We start from the raw sequence: 19873 nt of genomic DNA, 5'->3' as shown, positions 1-19873 counted from the left end.
TTTTTATATTTTTTAAATTATGCTGCTCATGCACGATTTGGTTGCGCCATATACATGGGTAGATTATATGTATACGAGTTTGTCGAGTATCACCGGTGTCGCTTTGAGTGTTTTAACCGCTGTGTTGTTTTTAAATAGTGAATATGACGCTTGGACGGATAAACTTGCATGCGATCAAAAATGCGAATTATTAGGGTGTCAATCTGGAACACTGATTTCAGGAGAAAACCGACGAGATTTATTATGTCGGTGCAACGATGATATGGATTATCTCGTAATATTAGACTGAGAGTAAAACGGCGCCATAGGCGCCGTTTTGATGTGCACGAATAAGCAATTACTTGGTTAAGTCATCGAAAAACTTTTTCACACCATCAAAAAAGCCCTGCGCTTTAGGACGATTTTTACTGGTATCACCACTCATGCTCTCTTCTAGCTCTTTAAGAAGCTCTTTTTGTCGTTCATTGAGGTTCACAGGCGTCTCGATGACAACTTTACAAATTAAATCACCTACAGAACCACTACGGACAGACTTAACACCTTTGCCACGCATGCGGAACATCTTGCCAGTTTGACTCTCTGATGGAATTTTTAGATTTGCTCTGCCATCTAATGTCGGTACCTCGATCTCGCCACCTAGCGCTGCGGTTGTAAAGCTAATTGGTACTTCACAATACAAATTATTACCGTCACGAACGAAAATAGGATGTTCTCGTACAGTAACCTGAACATACAAGTCACCAGCTGGCGCGCCATGCATGCCTGCTTCGCCTTCGCCAGAAAGTCGAATGCGGTCGCCCGTATCAACACCTGCAGGAATTTTAACTGAAAGCGTCTTAGTTTTTTCTACGCGACCTTGACCATGACAGCTATCACACGGATCTGAGATGACTTGACCAGTACCTTGACACGTAGGGCACGTTTGCTGAACAGCAAAGAAACCTTGGCGCATCTGCACTTGACCTGCACCATGACAGGTAGAACACGTTTTTGGCTTTGAGCCAGCTTTTGCACCACTGCCATCACATGGTTTACAACTTACCCATGTAGGCACTTTAATTTCAACGTCTTTGCCTTTAACAGCTTCTTCCAAGCTTAGGTCTAAGCTATAACGAAGGTCGGCACCACGTTGCTGTCTTGACTGACGACGGCCACCACCGCCACCAAAAATATCACCGAATACGTCCCCGAAGATATCGCCAAAGTCGGCTCCACCACCGAACCCGCCATGGCCTCCACCACCGTTTTGTTCAAACGCTGCATGGCCGTATTGATCATACATCTGGCGTTTCTGACTATCCGTAAGGACCTCGTACGCTTCCTTTACTTCTTTGAACTTAGCCTCTAAAGCTTCATCACCCGCAGTACGGTCTGGGTGATACTTCATTGCTAGGCGCTTATAGGCCTTTTTTATATCACGTTCACCGGCGTCTTTTGAAACACCTAATACTTCGTAATAATCACGTTTGGACATAGTTATCACACTACTCTTACAAGACAACTCTCCGACATATATGGTCGGTTGTGAGCCAAAATTTAAAAACACGAAGGGCGCGTCTAGCGAAGTCGCCGCGCGCCCTTAACAGTCAACAATTACTTGTTGTCTTTAACTTCTTCAAACTCAGCATCTACAACATCGTCGTCTGCTTTCGCAGAACCTTGTTGTGCGCCAGCATCAGCACCAGGACCTGCTTGCTGTGCTTGTGCATTTGCTTGAGCGATTTCCATTAGCTTTTGAGATTTCTCTGCAAGTGCTTGAGTTTTTGCATCGATGTCTTCTTTGCTTTCGCCTTTGATAGCTGCTTCAAGCTCAGTTAAAGCACCTTCAATTGCAGTTTTATCTTCAGCTGGAAGTGCATCACCTGCTTCTTCAACTTGCTTGCGAGTAGCGTGAACTAAAGCGTCAGCTTGGTTACGTGCACCAACTAACTCTTCGAACTTCTTATCTTCTTCAGCGTTTGCTTCAGCATCACGTACCATTTTCTCTACTTCATCATCGCTTAGACCTGAAGAAGCTTGGATTGTGATCTTTTGCTCTTTACCAGTATCCTTATCTTTAGCAGATACGTGCAAGATACCGTCAGCATCAACGTCAAAAGTAACTTCGATTTGCGGTGCACCACGTTGCGCTGGGCGAATACCTTCAAGGTTAAACTGACCAAGAGACTTGTTATCAGTTGAACGCTTACGCTCACCTTGTAAAACGTGAATTGTTACTGCTGACTGGTTATCTTCAGCTGTCGAGAATACCTGTGACTTCTTCGTTGGAATAGTCGTGTTTTTCTCGATTAGCGCAGTCATTACTTGACCCATAGTCTCGATACCTAGAGATAGTGGGATAACGTCAAGTAGAAGAACGTCTTTTACGTCACCAGAAAGAACGCCACCTTGAACCGCCGCACCAAGTGCAACTGCTTCATCAGGGTTTACATCTTTACGCGCTTCTTTACCGAAGAACTCTGCAACTTTTGACTGAACTAGTGGCATACGTGTTTGACCACCAACAAGGATGATGTCATTAACGTCGCTTACAGAAAGATCTGCATCTGCTAGTGCACGCTTAAGCGGCTCGATAGACTGAGTTACTAAGTCTTCAACTAGTGATTCAAGCTTCGCACGCGTTAGTTTAACGTTCATGTGCTTAGGACCAGTTGCATCAGCAGTCACATAAGGAAGGTTAACTTCTGTTTGCTGTGCAGATGAAAGCTCAATCTTAGCCTTTTCAGCAGCTTCTTTAACACGCTGCATTGCAAGTGGGTCAACTTTAAGGTCGATACCCTGCTCTTTCTTAAACTCTTCAACAAGATAGTTGATAACACGGTTATCAAAATCTTCACCACCAAGGTGCGTGTCACCGTTTGTTGCAAGTACTTCAAACGTGTGCTCGCCGTCTACTTCGTCAATCTCGATGATTGAGATATCAAATGTACCACCACCAAGGTCGTATACAGCAACAACATTGTCGCCTTGCTTTTTATCCATACCGTAAGCTAGTGCAGCAGCAGTTGGCTCATTGATGATACGTTTAACATCAAGACCAGCAATACGACCAGCGTCTTTAGTTGCTTGACGCTGAGAATCGTTGAAGTATGCAGGTACTGTAATAACAGCTTCTGTAACTTCTTCACCTAGGAAGTCTTCAGCAGTTTTCTTCATTTTCTTAAGAACTTCTGCAGAAATTTGTGGTGCTGCGCGCTTTTCACCGCGTACTTCAACCCATGCATCACCATTGTCTGCTTTCACAATGTTGAAAGGCATGATGCTGATGTCACGTTGCACTTCTTCATCTTCGAAGCGACGACCGATTAGTCGCTTGATTGCATATAGCGTGTTTGTTGGGTTAGTAACTGCCTGACGCTTTGCCGGTTGACCTACTAGCGTTTCGCCTTCTTCTGTAAATGCAATAATCGACGGGGTAGTACGATCGCCTTCAGCGTTTTCAATAACGCGCGTGTTCTCACCATCCAATACTGCTACACAAGAGTTAGTAGTACCTAAATCGATTCCAATAATTTTACCCATGTGAATCTTCTCCGACCTCAAAAAATTCGTTGTTCTGTTAGATGATTTGATAGATAAGGGCGGCAAATCCTATTTCAAGCTAAAACAAGAAAAAAATTTCATTTTTTTTCAATTTTTTTTATTTTTAGGATGAACAGGGCAAAAAGCAGGCAAAAAATCTGTATTTATCTGTTTAGAGTTTATATTCTAACCCAAAAATAACGAGGTATGGATTTACTATGGATTTTGAAACTTTCTTTTCTTCTTTTGAGCTTAATGCACAGCCATGTACAGGCAGCGTTCCTATTACTTGGAGTCAAGGGCGAACTGTTTTTGGTGGGCTTAGTGCAGCATTGATGCTCAAACATATGTATGTACAGTTAAACGACCAAGATAGAAAGCTACTTTCATATAGCTGCAACTTTGTTGCCCCGCTAATTGCTGCACAGCCATTTAGTATTAGCACTCATATTTTAAGAAATGGAAAAAACGTCACTCAAATTGAATCTCGAATCGAGCAAAATGGTGCTATATGCTTAGTGTCGCTTGCTTGTTTTGGCACCCAAAGAATCTCTAAGGTTCAAGTCAGCTCATCTTGCCAACCGAGCATACTCACCCAGCAAATCCAACCACAGCAAACCATTCACTATATAGAAGGTGTTTTTCCCGCGTTTATCCAACATGTGGATCTCAATATTCAATCAGGTGCCTTGCCATTTAGCGGTGCAGACTCAACTGAACTGCATGGCTGGATGAGATTTAAACAGCCCCCTCAAAACATGTGCCCTGAATTATATATATTGGCATTGGCAGATGCTTGGCCTCCAACGTTATTGCAACTATGCGACAACCCCTCTCCGGCAAGTTCTGTATCTTGGTATATTGAATTTCTACAACCGCTGAAAATCGAAGAGCTTAATTGGCTGGGCTATGAAGCTATTACCCATATGGCCAATAATGGTTATGGCATTGAAGATGCCAAGATTTTTTCAAGAACAGGTGAGCTACTGGCATTAAGTCGGCAGACAGTCGCTGTATTTGATAGTTGATATTATTGAATTGCTGGAACACAATAGAGTATAAATATTTTTTATTGTGTTTCTGATTGTGATAACTGCTTGCCAACATTGTGATTATTTAGTGTCTATCGCACATATGGACAAGCACCAGAGGGCCATATGCCCGCACTGTGGTAACACACTAGCTAACTGCAAAATTGACTATAACCAAAGCATTAATGCATTTGGATTGTCATCAATATTATTTCTTCTGGTTAGCTTACACCCCCATTTTATTTCCTACGCACAGCATGGGCTCAAACAATCAATTAGCCTTATCGAGGCTATCTCTTTACTTGCTACCCATTTTAGTCCGCTCCTTGCGGGCTTATTGGCATTCACTATTTTAGTCATGCCATTAGCTGCGCTCATACTCATTATGTTGGCCCATTCACCTTTATGGCGTCATTTAAATCCTGGACATGCACGCATTATTGTAAGAGCTTTGATGCTGCTTAAACCACTCAATCTGGCAGATATATTTCTTGTTGCGGTTTTAATTAGTGCATTTAAATTGACAGAGTTTGCTGAAATAGATGTTGGTCTCGGCTTCTGGTCGTACATTCTATTTGTATTATGTTTTATAGAAACACTTTCACTGCTCAGTAAGGAGCAATTATGGGAAAGAGAGCAAATTACTTACTGTCCAGATGAAAGTACATGTGCCCCAAGGGCTCAGCAACAAGCTTTAAAAAAGTGCCATGTATGTGGTCAGCTTAGTAATGAAGAACACTGCCCACGATGTACAACGAAACTCAAATTTCGCAAATCTAACTCTTTAGAAAAAAGCGCGGCGTGGATGATAACAGCCATGGTTTTGTTAATCCCCGCCCTTGCTTTACCAATCATGGACACAATTAATTTAGGCTTACATACCAAAGCCACTATATATAGCGGCGTTGAAGTAATGTGGCATGCAGGTTCCTACCCTGTCGCTATTCTAATTTTTGCAGCCAGCATTTGTATTCCTATTATAAAGGGCATTGCACTGTTCTACTTAATATACCAAGTCAAAGTTTGCTCTCAGCCCAAACTTGCAAGCAAACTGTACAGAGCGTTGGAATTTATGGGTAAGTGGTCCATGATCGATGTATTCGTCGTTATTCTTCTAGTCTCACTTGTACAGCTTGGTACGGTATTAAGCGTTGAACCTCAATCAGGTATTGTGTTTTTCACAGCTATGGTATTATGTCAGATAATTTCAGTTAATCATTTTGATCCTCGACTACTTTGGGATAATTTAAATAAAAATGAATAAAAAAGCTTATATTGAATCCAAGCCAAAGTTTTCTGTTATTTGGATTGTTCCTGTTATTGCAATCATCATCACTGGCTGGATGCTTTATCAACATCAAGCTAATAAAGGTCATACGATTTTTCTTAAAATGGAAAACGCCGATGGCATTATCGCTGGTAAAACCGAAATAAAAGTAAGAAGCGTACAGGTTGGGTTAGTTGAGTCACTAAAATTACAAATTGATCAAAATGCCGTTATCGCAACTGTTCGCATCTTCAAGGATTACGACACACTGTTAACCGAAGATACAAAATTTTGGACTGTGAAACCACGTGTCGATGAGTCTGGTATATCAGGATTAAATACTCTCCTTTCGGGTGCTTACATAGAATTACTGCCTGGTGAAAGCAAAAATACCGCAACCCTCTTTACCATGCAAAATCAGCCTGCCCTCATTGCACCCGACATAGAAGGGGTCAGGTATAAATTAAAAGCTGCAAATGCGGAAGTACTAGATGTAGGTACTGGTATTTTTTTCAGAAACTACAAAATAGGACAAGTCGAAACAGCCAGCTTTAATGAAAAAACGTTGGAGATGGATTATGGTATTTTCATAAATTCTCCTTATAACGAACTGATTTCGAAAAATGCTATATTTTGGGTAAATTCTGGCGTTGAAGTTGACTTGTCTACAGAAGGTATAAAAGTATCAACCGGGTCTCTGTCAAAACTCATCAAAGGCGGAATTTCTGTTGACTACCCGCCCAATACTGAGGCAGACACAATTGCAGAGCAAAGTTCGCAATATAAACTACATAAAAACTTTGCCGTAGCATTAGAACGACGGTTTGACCTATTTGATTTATATCTTGTGGAATTTGAGCAGTCAATCAAAGGTCTTAAACCTGGGGCGCCTGTAGAGTACAGAGGCATGCGTATAGGCACTGTTGAACAAGTGCCAGCTCAACTGGTGAGAAATGGTCAACCTCTTTACTTTCAGCAAGATAACACCTCTATTCCAGTATTGATTAAAGTCGAATACGGTAGAATTTATGAAGTAGACGAACAAGCCAAAAAATATTGGCAATCGAATATAGAAAAATGGATTAAAAATGGACTTAGAGCATCATTAAAAAGTGGCAATTTGTTAACAGGTGCGGTATATATAGAGTTAGACTTCTATAATGCGGCTAAACCAGAAGCAATCGCAAAACACTTGGTATACCCTGTTTTGCCAAGCGTTCCTAGCGGGTTTACAGCGCTATCTGAGCAGGTTATGGCACTGCTTAATAAACTAAATAGCTTACCGATAGATGACACGCTAAACGAAGCACATGAAACACTCACGGCTTACAAACAGTTAGGCAACGAAACAGAGCGTTTGATTAAAGATTTAAACAACAAAAAAGTATCAGAAAAAGTGGACAAAAACTTAACTCAATTACAAGGCACGTTGACTCAATTGACTTCAAGCTTAAAACAGTTTGAAAAAACGTTATCAACTTACCAACAAGGTTCTAGTGTTATGGACCAACTCACAGATACTCTGAGTGAGCTTGAAAGTTTATCAAACACACTTAAACCCGTGACCAAAGGGTTGAACGAACAGCCCAACATGCTTATTTTTGATAAAAGTACAACAGAAGATCCTGTACCGAGGAAGCGATAATGAGATTAGCTATACACGCTTGTTTGTTATCTATATTTTTGGTTGGGTGTAGTAACAACAGCGTCAGTCATCAGTATTACAAATTTTCTGATCAGCATCAAAATGCGGCTTCAAATCAAAAGTTTAACAACCAAGTTGTTTACCTAGAGGACGTCACTATCCTAGGGGTTGCTAATCAACAAGCTATCGTGCAATACACTCAACCAAATGTGGTCAACATCGCTAGTTTCCATTTTTGGGCAGAACACCCAGAAATCATGTTAACCCAATTGACACAAAACTATTTAAGCAAGCAAGGCTTTGCGGTTGTACCTCGCAGCTTAGCTGGTGATATAGATACAAAGCAATACAGCGTAAAAATAATGATTAATGACTTCGCTGGCCACTATGAAAAAGGCGCCATTTTAGACGGAAGCTGGTATTTATATCAATTAAAAGGCGGAGCTAGCCGTTTAGTTCAAAGTCAACGGTTTGCCATAGACAGTGCCCTCAAAGCCGATGGTTTCAATGCGCTAGTAACGGCACATCAAACCAATTGGGAAGTATTACTACAAGACATTGAAGCGGTACTCACGCAAAGACTTAATCAAAATAATAGGTAAATAGGTGGTCGGCTTTATCTGTAGTCTGTACATATATTTTTCCTACTTGATTAAACCCTAATTTATTCAAAAGTTTCTGACTGGCTGCATTGTGATCCGCAGTTATAGCATGCAATTGAGTGAGATTGAAATATTGATTCGCGAACGTCAGCAATTGATCACACACTTCTAGTGCATACCCTTGCCCCGTGTATTCATCTAAAAACGCATAGCCCAAGTCTGGATGTTGGAGATATGGCCTTTGGTAGAAGCCTGCAAGACCAATTGCTTCACCCGACTTTAAACAAATAATGTAAGGCGCGCAGCTTTCCAACTCATACTTCATCAAAAAAGACTGAGTAATATACTCCATCGCACTTTGGTGATCTTTTACTTGTCTATCTCCTATGTTTTCAATAAAACTTTGCTGGTTAAGCAACCTTAAAATAAAGTTCACATCGTTTACGTTCGCTTCTCTAACTTCACATCGCAAAGAAGCAGTAATGATTCCATCTATCATAACTAAGACCGGTTTTTTTAATTATGTAAAAGGCAGTGCATTTAAACACTGCCTTTATATTTAACTTTCTATTTATTAAAAAGAAGTGGACAACTCAACGAGATATCAGCTTATTTAAAACGGACATCTTGATAGAGTGCTTCCATAGAGTTAATCTTTTTTTGATTCGGCATATCTGCAAAAGGTTCATCTGCAAACTTGTAACCTCGCAACTGAATATTTAGGCGAGGCGCAGCCTCATTTAAAAGAGTGCTTTTGAAATAAGATTGAATATCTTCTTTTGTAACATTCTCAGCGGCCTTGATTAACTGCGCTTTCGAGTCAAAGCTTAAAGTGTTTTTATACCAATCTGAAATAATTGGCTCTGCTTCGTCAGAGAGGTTTTTTGGCTCTTCAGTTAAATTGGCAAGCGCAGACGCTTTAATTTGATTAAACTCATCGTCAGTTAACTTTTCTAACTTTTCCTCATATTCTACTTTAAACGCATCAAAACGAGCTTGCATTGATTGCACGCCTTTTACAGGTGTTTGTATAAATAGCCCCATTGCAGAGCGCTCATCAATACTGGTAGCAAATGCACCAACAGCATAAGCCAATTGTTCTTCTGTTCTCAGAGTATTAAACAGAGATTGCCTTAAATGAGATCGCAAAATTAATGCTGCTGCCTTTGGCGCATAGCCCGGCTGCGGGTGTACGGCAACATCCACGATGGCAACATCAGCAACATCAACGTCTTTTTGAACTACAATGGTTTCATTTAATTTAGGTTGCCAAAACCCAGCTCGAATATATGCTTGCTGACGCGCTTCGCTACCGATAACAGTCTCAATACGAGACACAACCTTCAAAATATCCTCTTTATCGTAGTTTCCATAACCTAAAACTCGAATTAGGTTATCGTCCAACAAATTAGCCTGTACTTGTTGAAAATCCTTTGTCGTAATACTTTTTGCAGTAGTGATTAGGCTGTCAGTATCAAAGCTGCCCTCTCTTACTGTCTGCTTATAAACATCAAATGCCTGATAATAAGGAATTTGCTTACCTTTGTTTTGAAGGCCTCTCACATATCGATCAATTGCCTGTTCTAGCTGCTTTTGACTAGGTGTAATTGCAAACCCTTGAAGCGCATCATCAAGAAGCGTGGCTTGTTTATCTGTAAAACCTGACACAGATAACACTATGCCAGTAGAGCTAGTTACATTTAAACTCATACCCGCTACGTGTGCTTCAGTGATTAATTTAGCTTTTTCAATTTGATACAGATCAGCCCATAAACTCGAAACAACACGGGCTTTGATATCATGGATAGGTAAACTGCTGTTTAAGAAGATTTCAAGCTTACCTTTTGGCTGATGACTAAAACGGTCACTAGATTTTAACCAAGCATGTACACGTTGCCCTTGATATACTTGCTCAACGCCTGCCGATTGAGCACGCTTTATATCAAAGTTTTCAGGCAGTAGCTTGTTAACACTAGGTAATGCTAAAGCAAACTGACTTTTCTTCTCCCAAGACGCAATTTCTGCCTCAGTTATTTGCTCTACTTTATATTCACCATCATAAAAATGCAGTTTACTGTCTACCGGTTCGTCTTTGCTGATATACCAAACACGCATGTTATTAGGAACAAGTTGCTCAAGTACCTTGTTAACTGCACTCGGGTCAAACTTGGCATAGTGATAACTGGCATTCACCGCATGAGTTAATGGGTAATCCTGCATATTGGCGGTTAATGAGCTTACATAAGAAAACTCATCGCTTTTTTCCAAGAATCTAAACTGATTACTCAGGGAGGTTTTTATTTCGTTAAAATATTTACTGCTAACGCCCTGTTCTTTTATCAAATTAATATATTGCATCACTGTTGCAACAATCTCTTCTCGTTGCTGCATGCCTTGATCGGTCAATTGAATATCAATATTAAGCGCACCATAATTTCCATAATGGTTTGGTGAAGCGTATGCAGTCAAAGAAGATATGAGCCCCTGCTCTTTTAGTACTTGAGCTGGGCTGCCTTGCATTTCGTTACTGAGCAAATAGCTGATAAAATAGTTAGGTTTAACCGCAAAATCAGACATGTTGTTCTCAATGATAAACTCGACGTTTAGTGACTTCACATCTTTATTCGGCTTGTAGTGAATGCGCTTCTTTCCGACATTCTCAAAATTCAACGATGTTGATACTGTGGGCTCTGATATCTCTTTGTTTTTAATTGAACTAAAATGCTGAACCGCTTTTTTTTCCATTTCAACAATTGATTCATTAGACACCATAGCCAATTTCATAATATTGGCAGAGTAATATTTGTCATAAAATGCAACAGTCTCTTGATGTAAGCTGCTGTCTGGTTTGTCACCCAAGGTTTCTAAATTACCGATTAAAAAGCGGTTCGAAGGATGGTCACCTAATAATTGACGCGCTAATTTAAACTGACCAAAAAAATCCATTTCACGTCGCATCGACCACTCAGCATTGACCGCATTCTTTTCCTTTTCTGTATATTCAGGATAAAGCTTTGGAGATTTAAAAAAATCAGAGAATCGTTCAAGCGCTTCATCAAATGCATTGTTGTTAATTTTCACCATATAATTGGTCACATCTAACCAAGTATACGCATTATGAGTACCACCGTTTTTTTGAACAAATGCAGCGTATTCATCTGGGTCAGGAAATTTATCAGTGCCAAGAAACAACATATGTTCTAAATAATGTGCCATCCCCTGCTGAGACATGGGATCATGCAGCAAACCTACGCCAACACTCAAAGCAGCTGCTGACTTCTCAGCGCTCGGATCGGAAACCAGCACGACTTCTATCCCGTTTTCCAGTGTCAGTGTTTTATACTCTCTATCATCATTCGGGCTGACCACCAACTGCTGCGCAATAAGTTGCATTGAAGATTGTGTCGTATTCGTCGCTGAACAAGCAGTCAAAATGCCAAGAGAAATAGCACCTATTGCCAATAATTTTTTCATAAAATTTCCAGTTTAAAGCATCTACATTCCAGATTAGGTTATTAACACGTATTTGCTTATCTTATTAAACATCTATCTATATACTGATATTAAAGTTCTGCCCATACAAGTATAAGCCTAGAAAAAGTGTAACTGTTTGTTAAATATAGACAAGCACAATATCTATCTCCTCTAATCACAAGCTGCTTGAAAAACTAACAAACAAACCACCGGAGTGAAAAATAGACTTAAAAGTTAATTTTTATGATCTAAAGTGTTTTTTTTACATTAAAAACGCTCTACACTGCATGCAAAACGCACAGCAACCACGCTGACACGACAAGGTAAGTTTTTAAAAATACAGGGGCAAAACTATGAATGAAGAACAGATTTGTGACTTTGGCTTGCACGCTGGAGAGCCATATAATAAATTACCCGCTTGCTTTTTAAACTGGATGGTTGAAACCAAGCATGAAAAACAAGATTTGGCTAAAAATGAGCTTAATAGAAGAGAAGAAGCCGTACTGAATTCTCGTAACAATCAAAGCCAGACAACTTTGTAATGCCATTTTTGTGTAATTGCTTTAAACTACGCGCATAAATAAGTTCAGATTTTTAAAATAATTTATGCGCATAATTATTTCTTTATTTTTACTCTCTTTTCTAACTGGCTGTCAACTTCTCACAGCAAGTAACAATGTAAGATATTTAACGGTTTTGCACACCAACGATAACCATGGTCGCTTCTGGCATAACGAAAGTGGTGAATATGGCATGGCAGCACGCAAAACGCTTATCGACCAACTAAGAAATGACGCTGAAAAAAATGGCCACAGCGTAGTTTTACTATCTGGCGGTGATATCAATACGGGTGTCCCAGAGTCAGATTTACAAATTGCAGAACCTGATTTTAAAGGCATGAGTATCATTGGTTATGATGCAATGGCAATTGGTAACCACGAATTTGACAACCCACTCAGTGTGCTTGATAAACAAATTGCTTGGTCCAACTTCCCGCTTTTGTCCGCCAACATCATAGACAAAAAAACTCAGCAACCCGCCTATCAAACGTATACCATTATCAACAAAGGTCAACTTAAAATAGCCGTTGTTGGGTTAACAACAGTAGACACAGCTAAAATTGCCAATCCTCAATATATAGGTCACCTTGATTTCATTACGCCAGCAAAAGCAACACAACCCTTAGTTGATATGATCAAAACTAAGTATCAACCAGATGTGGTCGTTGCGGTGACGCACATGGGTCACTACCATGACGCAAATCATGGTATTAATGCACCCGGTGATGTCACATTAGCGAGAAGCTTAAAACCAAATACACTCGATATGATCATTGGTGGCCATTCGCAAGAGCCAATCTGTGTTGACAAAAATGGGGATCCAGATGCGTCATTTTCCGCAGGGAAAGCATGCTGGCCCGATAAGCAAAATGGTACTTGGATCATGCAAGCTCATGAGTGGGGTAAATATGTTGGTAAAGCGGTCTTTAAAATAGAAGAAAATAAAAAAACACTCATCAGTTATGAACTAGTTCCTGTTAATTTAAAAAATGAACAAGGCGACTTTATTGCTGATGAAATTAAAAAAGACAAAACACTCTATGAATTTTTATTGCCTTATCAACAAAAAGGCGCTGAAAAACTTGCCGGAGCAGTAGGCTCTATAAACGCATTCCTTGACGGCAGTAGAGATCTTGTCAGATTTGAGCAAAGCAAACTCGCTGATTTAATTATCAATGCACAAACGGAAGCGGTCGGTGCAGACTTTGGCATTATCAGTGGTGGTGGCATACGCGCAAGCATGAACGCTGGCGACGTTAATTATAAAGACATTTTAACAGTCCACCCTTTTAAAAATCGCGTTGCTTATATCGACTGGCAAGGCCCTGAGTTAATCGAATACTTGTCTATAGTGGGCAGTTTCCCACCTGACGCGGGTGCTTACCTTCAATACCATAAAATCGATTTTAGTATAGTAAACTCAAAAGCTGTCATTAAATCTATTAATGGCAAAGAGTTTGATATTAATGCGACCTATAGAATGAGTATTAATAGCTATAACGCTGCTGGTGGAGATGGCTATCCAATACTCACTGAAAAGAAAGGCTTTCAAAATACAGATAGTACAGATGCTCAAGTATTAAGAGCATATATAGAGAAATACTCTCCAATAGACGTCAACACGCTATAAAACCATTTAAATTCAGGCATACGGTTTAGCGCCGTATGCTTGTTATTTACTTTCCTAGTATATCTATATCATTGTCCACGATGTTTGTAAGTGCATAACTGTGCAACTTAGAACGAGATCCCTCACCATGCGCTTTTGGCGGGTAGTACTTTGCTTTTAAATCAGGTGTGCTTACGAGCAATTCATCGAGTGCAGCCCGGATCTCACTCAACGTTTTCTCTAAGCTGTTGGAAAAATTCGGCCTTTTTCTAATCGTATGCCCTAATGATATCAGCCTGTGGAAATATTTATCTGCCAAGTCCAGCAATTCATCCGGCAGCTCTTTATTTTGATTCAAAGACGCATCAGGGTAAGCTCTGCAGTATTCCAATAAAGCGAGATAAAAACATAAGGGTTTATTCGCTAACTGTACTTTGGTTTCTTTGTCAGAGGTTAACTGTAAAGTTTTCGAATATAAATCTATCTGCAATATCGCTTTTTTTGGTAGTACCGGTTTTATATTATCGCGAACCTGAATCTTATATTTTCTTCTAGAAACATTTTTTAGTAGCGCAAAATTCAATATGGCAAATACCACAGGAAAAATCAGTAAAAAATTATTTTGCTCCGTATTTAGTTTAAAAAGCATGTAGGTTCTACTTCCAGGCGCATTTAAATGCTCAACACTCAGGCCTTTAGATGGCAGCAAAGGCGTATTCGAGATTGATACCAATTTAACTCGACTATTTTGCGCTTTTAAACTCTGATTAATATCACTTATATAGCTAGCCAACGCTTCTGGGTCACCAGAGTAATTTAGCATAGGATCAGCTAATGGCAGCCGATGTTTATCCAGAGAAACCCTCAGTTTGACTTCTTGTAGGTCATGATAAATCACATCATTGATAGTCGACTTTGACATCACAATAAAAATGATTAAGAAGAACATGAGATAAGATGTAAATGTAGCGAGTTTTTTTAGTTTTTTCATACATTTTCTCCCAAAAACTCGTAGGGAAAAACGCTACATTGCCAGTACTGTTTGATACTATCGAAATAACTCGAGCCAGTATCCTTAATAACTTGATGCAAAAGGCCCTGTAGGGAGCAAGCCAATTCGGTATTATCATTCACCATCTTTAAATACCATTTACTCCCACTAATATTGCTCCCAGTTGGCGTAATATAGTTTTTCGAAAAATACGCTTCATCTTCCTCATTCCAATAGGTAGCAATGATGTCTAACTCACCAGACGACAGCTTTTCTCTCAAAATTTCATGGGAAGTTACATACTGTATGTTCAAAGCATCAATATCAATATCTAACGATTTAAAAGTCTGTTTAGGCAAAATATGTCCTGAGCGGCTAGTCGGATAATCTAACAACCCTATTTTTTTGTCTAAGAAATAAGCTTTTTCTAACTTAGGCTTTTCTCGATTAGAAATAAAAAATGCAGTGTATTCAGGATAACCAATCACAGAGCGGTAGCTATATGTAGACTCCGCCATCAATGCTTTCATGACATTATCCTTTGACAATGTCAAATCAGCCAAACCTTTGGCAATAAAATCAATTTGTTCAGCTAAGTTCCCGCTCCAATAGATATTCACTAACCCATATTGCTTGGCTAACACCGGATCAGAACACAATTTAGGTGCCAGCGTATCCGCAAGCTTTTTTACCGGTACATGCACATTAAATGATTGACTATTCGACACTGAGCGAGTTTGACATTGAATGTGCTTTTCCAACAGGTTTGGTAATACAACGACAGATGGGCTATTTAACTGCTTTGCAAGATAAAAGCATGCCAAAACAGACAGAAACAAAACTGTAACAATGGTTGTATTATTGCTTAATTTGAGATTGTATTTCACATCAACTAGATTCTTTTATTCCTTACAAGCTTATTAGATCAACTTTCTTTACTTATTGCAATAGGTAATTTTACCAATCAAAAGTAAGCTATTGAATTTACTGCTTTATTAACAAGAAATTATGAATTCTATTGACTCCTTTTTTTTTCCTTAAAAAACCGGACAATTGACCGCATTGGAATACAAGGTCTTTTTCTGATTTACATTTTGTCGAGTGAATGATGTTTAGAAGTTCAATTACAGTTTTAGCACTAAGTACTTGCCTTATGAGCAGCTCTGTCTTTGCTTGGGGTCAAAATGGACACCGAGTGATCGGTGAACTTGCGCAAAACAACCTCAGCCACACCACAATGTCTCATGTCCAGCTCCTTTTAGGGGATGACTCGTTGGCCGAAGTATCTACATGGCCAGATGAAATGCGCTCAAGCCCGAGTCCTTTCTGGAAAAAGCAATCCGGTAAATGGCATTACATCAATATCGATGACCCGTCGCAAATGCATCGCTACGACAATGGTTCGATTGAACATAAACATGAAGTGAAACACATTCTTGACGGCATTAACTACGCCGTAAACATTTTAAAAAGCACTTCCTCTACACATGAAGACAAGCAGTTCGCACTAAAGTTCCTCGTTCATTTAGTGGGTGATGCGCACCAGCCTTTTCACGCAGGAAGAGCAGAAGACCTTGGTGGAAATAAGATAGAAGTAGAATTTTTTGGAAAGTCGACTAACCTTCATAAAGTTTTCGACACGGAGCTAGTGGAACATCAAAAGCTATCTTACACAGAATTTACTCGCTCAGTAACAACCTCGAATAAACAATTAATTGCTAATTATTTAAATAGTTCACCTGCCGATTGGTTATTAGAATCGAATAAAATCGCTGAAGAAATATATAAGAGCAATGAAACTGAAATAAGTTGGAGTTATATATATAAATACACGCCAACTATAAAACAACGCCTTCAACAAGGCGGTTATAGATTAGCGGGTTTACTAAACCAAATTTTTGACACTCAATCAAAGCCTTTAATTAATGCGCTTGCTACAAATAAAAGTTTTGAGAAATGATATTTAAACTAACTACTAAACCTAATAACACGGGAAACAACATAATGAAAACGCAACTACGCAAAACGGCACTTTCTCTAGCGGTAATCGCTGGTATTGGTGCTAGTGGTGCTGCATTCGCTAATGAAACTGCTTCATCTGTACGTGGTCAAATTACAGGCCCTCAAGGTAACCCAGCTGCTGGTACAACTATTACCATCATGCACTTACCTACAGGTACAACAAAAGTTTCTACGGTAAATGATGCAGGCTACTTTAGTGCTAAAGGCCTACGCGTTGGTGGTCCATATCAAATTATTGTTGATTCAAATAAATTTGAAGATCAATTACTTGAAAATGTATATTTATCTCTAGGTGAAGCTTACCCTATAAATGTGCAACTTCAGCCTAAGTCCGACATCGAGCAAATCGTTGTAACAGGTCGCCCAATCAGCCAAATGTCTGGTGGCACAGGCCCTGCGGCAACTTTCACGCTTGAAGATCTTCAAGAAGCCCCTGCAATTAACCGTGACCTAAAAGACATTGTACGTGCCGATCCTCGTGTATACGTTGACGAAAGCCGTGGCGCAATTCAATGTGGTGGCGGTAACCCTCGTTTTAACAGCTTAACGCTTGATGGCGTTCGCATGAATGATAACTTCGGTTTAAGCTCAACAGGCTACCCTACTGTTCGCGCGCCTTTTTCTTTCGATTCGATTGAACAAGTAGCCGTTGAACTTGCTCCTTTTGATGTTCAGTACGGTGGTTTTACATCTTGTAACATCAATGCGGTTACAAAGTCTGGCTCAAACGAAATTCATGGTGGTCTGTTCTTCGACTACACTAATGATTCACTTAAAGGTGACAAAATTGAAGGTGAAGAATACGATGCAGGTAACTTCACAGAAAAGCGTTATGGGTTTAACGTCGGTGCACCACTTATTAAAGACAAACTATTCATCTTCACTTCTTATGAAAAACTTGAAGGTGTAGAGCAGTTTAACTACAGTGCACTGGGTAAAACAGTTACTTCAGATGATGTTAAACGTATCACAGAAATCGCAAAAAATAAGTATAACTATGACGCCGGTTCAATGGTACCTAGTATGCCTGTTGACGATGAAAAGCTTCTAGTTAAAATCGATTGGAATATCAACGACGACCACCGCGCTAACGTTGTGTATAACTACAATGATGGTTTTGAGCTTTCTCAATCTGACGAAAGTGGCGGTCAACTACCTCTAAGCAGCCACTACTATGAGCGCGGCGCTGAGTTTACGTCAATTGTAGCGTCGGTTTATTCTGATTGGAATGACCAATTCTCTACTGAAGTTCGCGTAGGTAAATCAGACCTTGATGCTCGCCAAAACTCTTTAGATGCGGCAAGTGGATTTGGTGAATTCCAAATTGAAACTGAAAACGATGGCACAGTTTATTTTGGTCCAGATGATTCTCGTCATGCAAATGACCTAGACTGGGATAACTTCACAGTTAAACTTTCTGGTACATATTACTTTGATGAGCATACAGTTACTGCTGGTTATGAGTACGAAGACCTAAATGTATTCAACCTATTCATGCAACACGTTCAAGGTGAGTTTCGCTTTAAGTCAATTGATGACTTCGAAAAAGGTTTAGCTGACCGTGTATATTATAATAATGCAGCGGGTACAAATAACCAAAATGATGTTGCGGCTGAGTTTTCTTATCAACAACATACTTTCTACATTCAAGACGAATATGCGCTTCCAATGATTGATGCAACGTTGACCTTTGGTTTACGTTACGACAAATACACAAGCGACGATAGACCAACTGCAAACCAAAACTTCGCGAATCGCTATAAATTCTTAAATACGAAGAATATGGACGGCATTGATCTTCTTCAACCACGCGTTGGTTTCAACTGGTATGTTGATGATGCATTAGAGCTTCGTGGTGGTTTAGGTCTTTACTCTGGCGGTAATCCAAATGTTTGGGTGTCAAATGCATACTCGAACGATGGTGTTACTCAAGTAGGTGTAAGCCACAGAGCAACTTCAGATGGAAAAGTTGCCCCAATGCCTCTATTTGAAACACCAATGACCAATATCCATGGTGGTACTCCTGGTTATGATGTTCCTCAATCTTTATACGATCAAGTAGGTAATCAGCCAGTTGGAAACGGTGATGGTGACGCAAACGCTATCGCACAAGACTTTGAAATTCCATCAGAGTGGAAGTTTGCATTAGGTGGTACATATACGACTGAAAACGATTACGTTATCAGTGTTGACTATTTACTGAGCAAAAAGCGTGATTCAGCAATCATTACAGATTTGGGCTTAGTAGAATCTGGTAATTATACTTTTGATGGAAGAGCGCTTCTTACATCAAGACATGCCGATGATCCGCGTGACAACGAGTATTTGCTAACAAATGTTTCTGGCGATGACGGTGAATCTCATACCATCTCGACTTCACTTTCAAAGCGCTATGATAATGGTATCAATTTCACACTTTCATATGCTTACACAGATTCGAAAGATGTTAACCCAATGACAAGCTCAACAGCTGGTTCAAACTACGGTAATATCGCGGTCACTAATCCACTTAACCCAGGTGTTGCAACATCTGATTACGAAGTGCCTCATCGCTTTACACTACAGCTTGGCTATGACCGTGAGTTCTTCGATGGATACGAGACGAAGTTCAACTTATTTGGTCAAGTAAGCAAAGGCCAACCTTTCAGCTATTTATTTAGCAGAAGTGACCGCAACTTTGGCGATGCAAGCTGGAATAGCCAAGGCCGTCAATTGTTCTACGTACCGAAAGTTGACGACGCTAACGTAGTACTAGATATGAGTGCTGAAGAAATTGCTGAGTTCAATGACTTCATTGCATCAGAAGGTTTAGAGCGTGGGACAACATTGAGCCGTAACTCTGAAAATGCTGACTGGTTTGTTAAATTTGATTTCCGTGTAGGTCAAGAAATTCCCGGCCTAATGGATGGCCATAAAGGTGAAATCTTCTTCGTTATTGATAACTTAACAAACTTGTTGAATGACGATTGGGGTGTAATGCGCAAAGGCAGCTTTGTAGGTAACCGTATTGTTAGCGTAGATTACGATCGAAGTAAAGATCAATACACGTACTCTGGTTTTAATTCAGGTGCTGTAGAGCAATCAATCGAACGTGACCCTTCTGTATGGGAAATGCGCTTTGGTATTAAATACACATTCTAATATCTAACT

At 39.8% G+C, this 19873-nt stretch carries 15 protein-coding genes; 9 read left to right on the top strand and 6 right to left on the bottom strand.

The features are described from left to right. Positions 1–67: 67 nt before the first annotated feature. Complete coding sequence (locus N473_RS26320) at positions 68–289, top strand: hypothetical protein (protein ID WP_155735645.1); 222 nt, start codon at positions 68–70, stop codon at positions 287–289. Between the two features lie 48 nt (positions 290–337). Here the strand turns inward: N473_RS26320 and dnaJ are convergent, their stop codons facing one another. Together dnaJ and dnaK are read right to left on the bottom strand one after the other, a co-directional pair. Beyond that, positions 338–1474, bottom strand: a complete 1137-nt coding sequence (dnaJ, locus tag N473_RS16895; RefSeq protein WP_063368948.1) for a molecular chaperone DnaJ — start codon at positions 1472–1474, stop codon at positions 338–340. Positions 1475–1593: 119 nt separating this feature from the next. Further along, positions 1594–3522 (bottom strand): molecular chaperone DnaK, encoded by a 1929-nt coding sequence (gene dnaK, locus N473_RS16890; RefSeq protein WP_063368947.1) that lies wholly within the window; start codon positions 3520–3522, stop codon positions 1594–1596. Positions 3523–3740: 218 nt separating this feature from the next. Between dnaK and N473_RS16885 the strand changes: the two genes are divergently transcribed. From N473_RS16885 to N473_RS16870, 4 genes are read left to right on the top strand one after another with little or no spacing between them, the layout of a single operon-like run. Next, positions 3741–4550: a thioesterase family protein gene (locus N473_RS16885; RefSeq protein ID WP_063368946.1), complete on the top strand. Its 810-nt coding sequence runs from the start codon at positions 3741–3743 to the stop codon at positions 4548–4550. 46 nt (positions 4551–4596) lie between these two features. After that, positions 4597–5817 carry a PqiA/YebS family transporter subunit gene (locus N473_RS16880; protein ID WP_331248563.1) on the top strand — a complete coding sequence of 407 codons (1221 nt, stop codon included), beginning with the start codon at positions 4597–4599 and terminating at the stop codon, positions 5815–5817. Continuing rightward, positions 5810–7465 (top strand): intermembrane transport protein PqiB, encoded by a 1656-nt coding sequence (pqiB, locus tag N473_RS16875; RefSeq protein ID WP_063368945.1) that lies wholly within the window; start codon positions 5810–5812, stop codon positions 7463–7465. Before N473_RS16880 ends, pqiB begins: the two co-directional genes overlap by 8 nt. Further along, the gene (locus N473_RS16870; protein WP_063368944.1) at positions 7465–8067 is read left to right on the top strand and encodes a PqiC family protein; all 603 of its coding nucleotides are present in this window, start codon (positions 7465–7467) and stop codon (positions 8065–8067) included. The genes pqiB and N473_RS16870 overlap by 1 nt, the downstream gene beginning before the upstream one ends. Here N473_RS16870 and N473_RS16865 read toward each other — a convergent pair. Both N473_RS16865 and N473_RS16860 read right to left on the bottom strand, forming a co-directional pair. Next, complete coding sequence (locus N473_RS16865; protein WP_063368943.1) at positions 8048–8566, bottom strand: GNAT family N-acetyltransferase; 519 nt, start codon at positions 8564–8566, stop codon at positions 8048–8050. The two genes, N473_RS16870 and N473_RS16865, sit on opposite strands and share 20 nt — an antisense overlap. A gap of 110 nt (positions 8567–8676) precedes the next feature. Then, the gene (locus tag N473_RS16860) at positions 8677–11541 is read right to left on the bottom strand and encodes an insulinase family protein (protein ID WP_063368942.1); all 2865 of its coding nucleotides are present in this window, start codon (positions 11539–11541) and stop codon (positions 8677–8679) included. A gap of 353 nt (positions 11542–11894) precedes the next feature. Here N473_RS16860 and N473_RS16855 point away from each other — a divergent pair, with 353 nt between their 5' ends. Continuing rightward, entirely contained in the window at positions 11895–12083 is a 189-nt protein-coding gene (locus N473_RS16855) for a hypothetical protein (RefSeq protein WP_063368941.1), read from the top strand. A gap of 64 nt (positions 12084–12147) precedes the next feature. Continuing rightward, on the top strand, positions 12148–13731 hold the full coding sequence (gene ushA / locus N473_RS16850; RefSeq protein WP_063368940.1) for a bifunctional UDP-sugar hydrolase/5'-nucleotidase UshA: 1584 nt from the start codon (positions 12148–12150) through the stop codon (positions 13729–13731). A gap of 46 nt (positions 13732–13777) precedes the next feature. On the opposite strand, the gene N473_RS16845 is transcribed toward ushA, so the two are convergent. Beyond that, positions 13778–14701: a hypothetical protein gene (locus N473_RS16845; protein WP_063368939.1), complete on the bottom strand. Its 924-nt coding sequence runs from the start codon at positions 14699–14701 to the stop codon at positions 13778–13780. Further along, the gene (locus N473_RS16840; protein WP_231099587.1) at positions 14698–15588 is read right to left on the bottom strand and encodes a hypothetical protein; all 891 of its coding nucleotides are present in this window, start codon (positions 15586–15588) and stop codon (positions 14698–14700) included. The genes N473_RS16845 and N473_RS16840 overlap by 4 nt, the downstream gene beginning before the upstream one ends. A 221-nt stretch (positions 15589–15809) precedes the next feature. Here N473_RS16840 and N473_RS16835 point away from each other — a divergent pair, with 221 nt between their 5' ends. Further along, a complete protein-coding gene (locus N473_RS16835) occupies positions 15810–16661 on the top strand; it encodes a S1/P1 nuclease (protein ID WP_063369004.1) in 852 nt (283 codons plus the stop codon). Between the two features lie 44 nt (positions 16662–16705). After that, positions 16706–19864, top strand: a complete 3159-nt coding sequence (locus N473_RS16830; protein WP_063368938.1) for a TonB-dependent receptor — start codon at positions 16706–16708, stop codon at positions 19862–19864. Positions 19865–19873: the final 9 nt, after the last annotated feature.

Source organism: Pseudoalteromonas luteoviolacea CPMOR-1 (assembly GCF_001625685.1).
Taxonomy (GTDB): Bacteria; Pseudomonadota; Gammaproteobacteria; order Enterobacterales; family Alteromonadaceae; genus Pseudoalteromonas; species Pseudoalteromonas luteoviolacea_K.
This window is presented reverse-complemented; position numbering and strand designations above follow the sequence as displayed.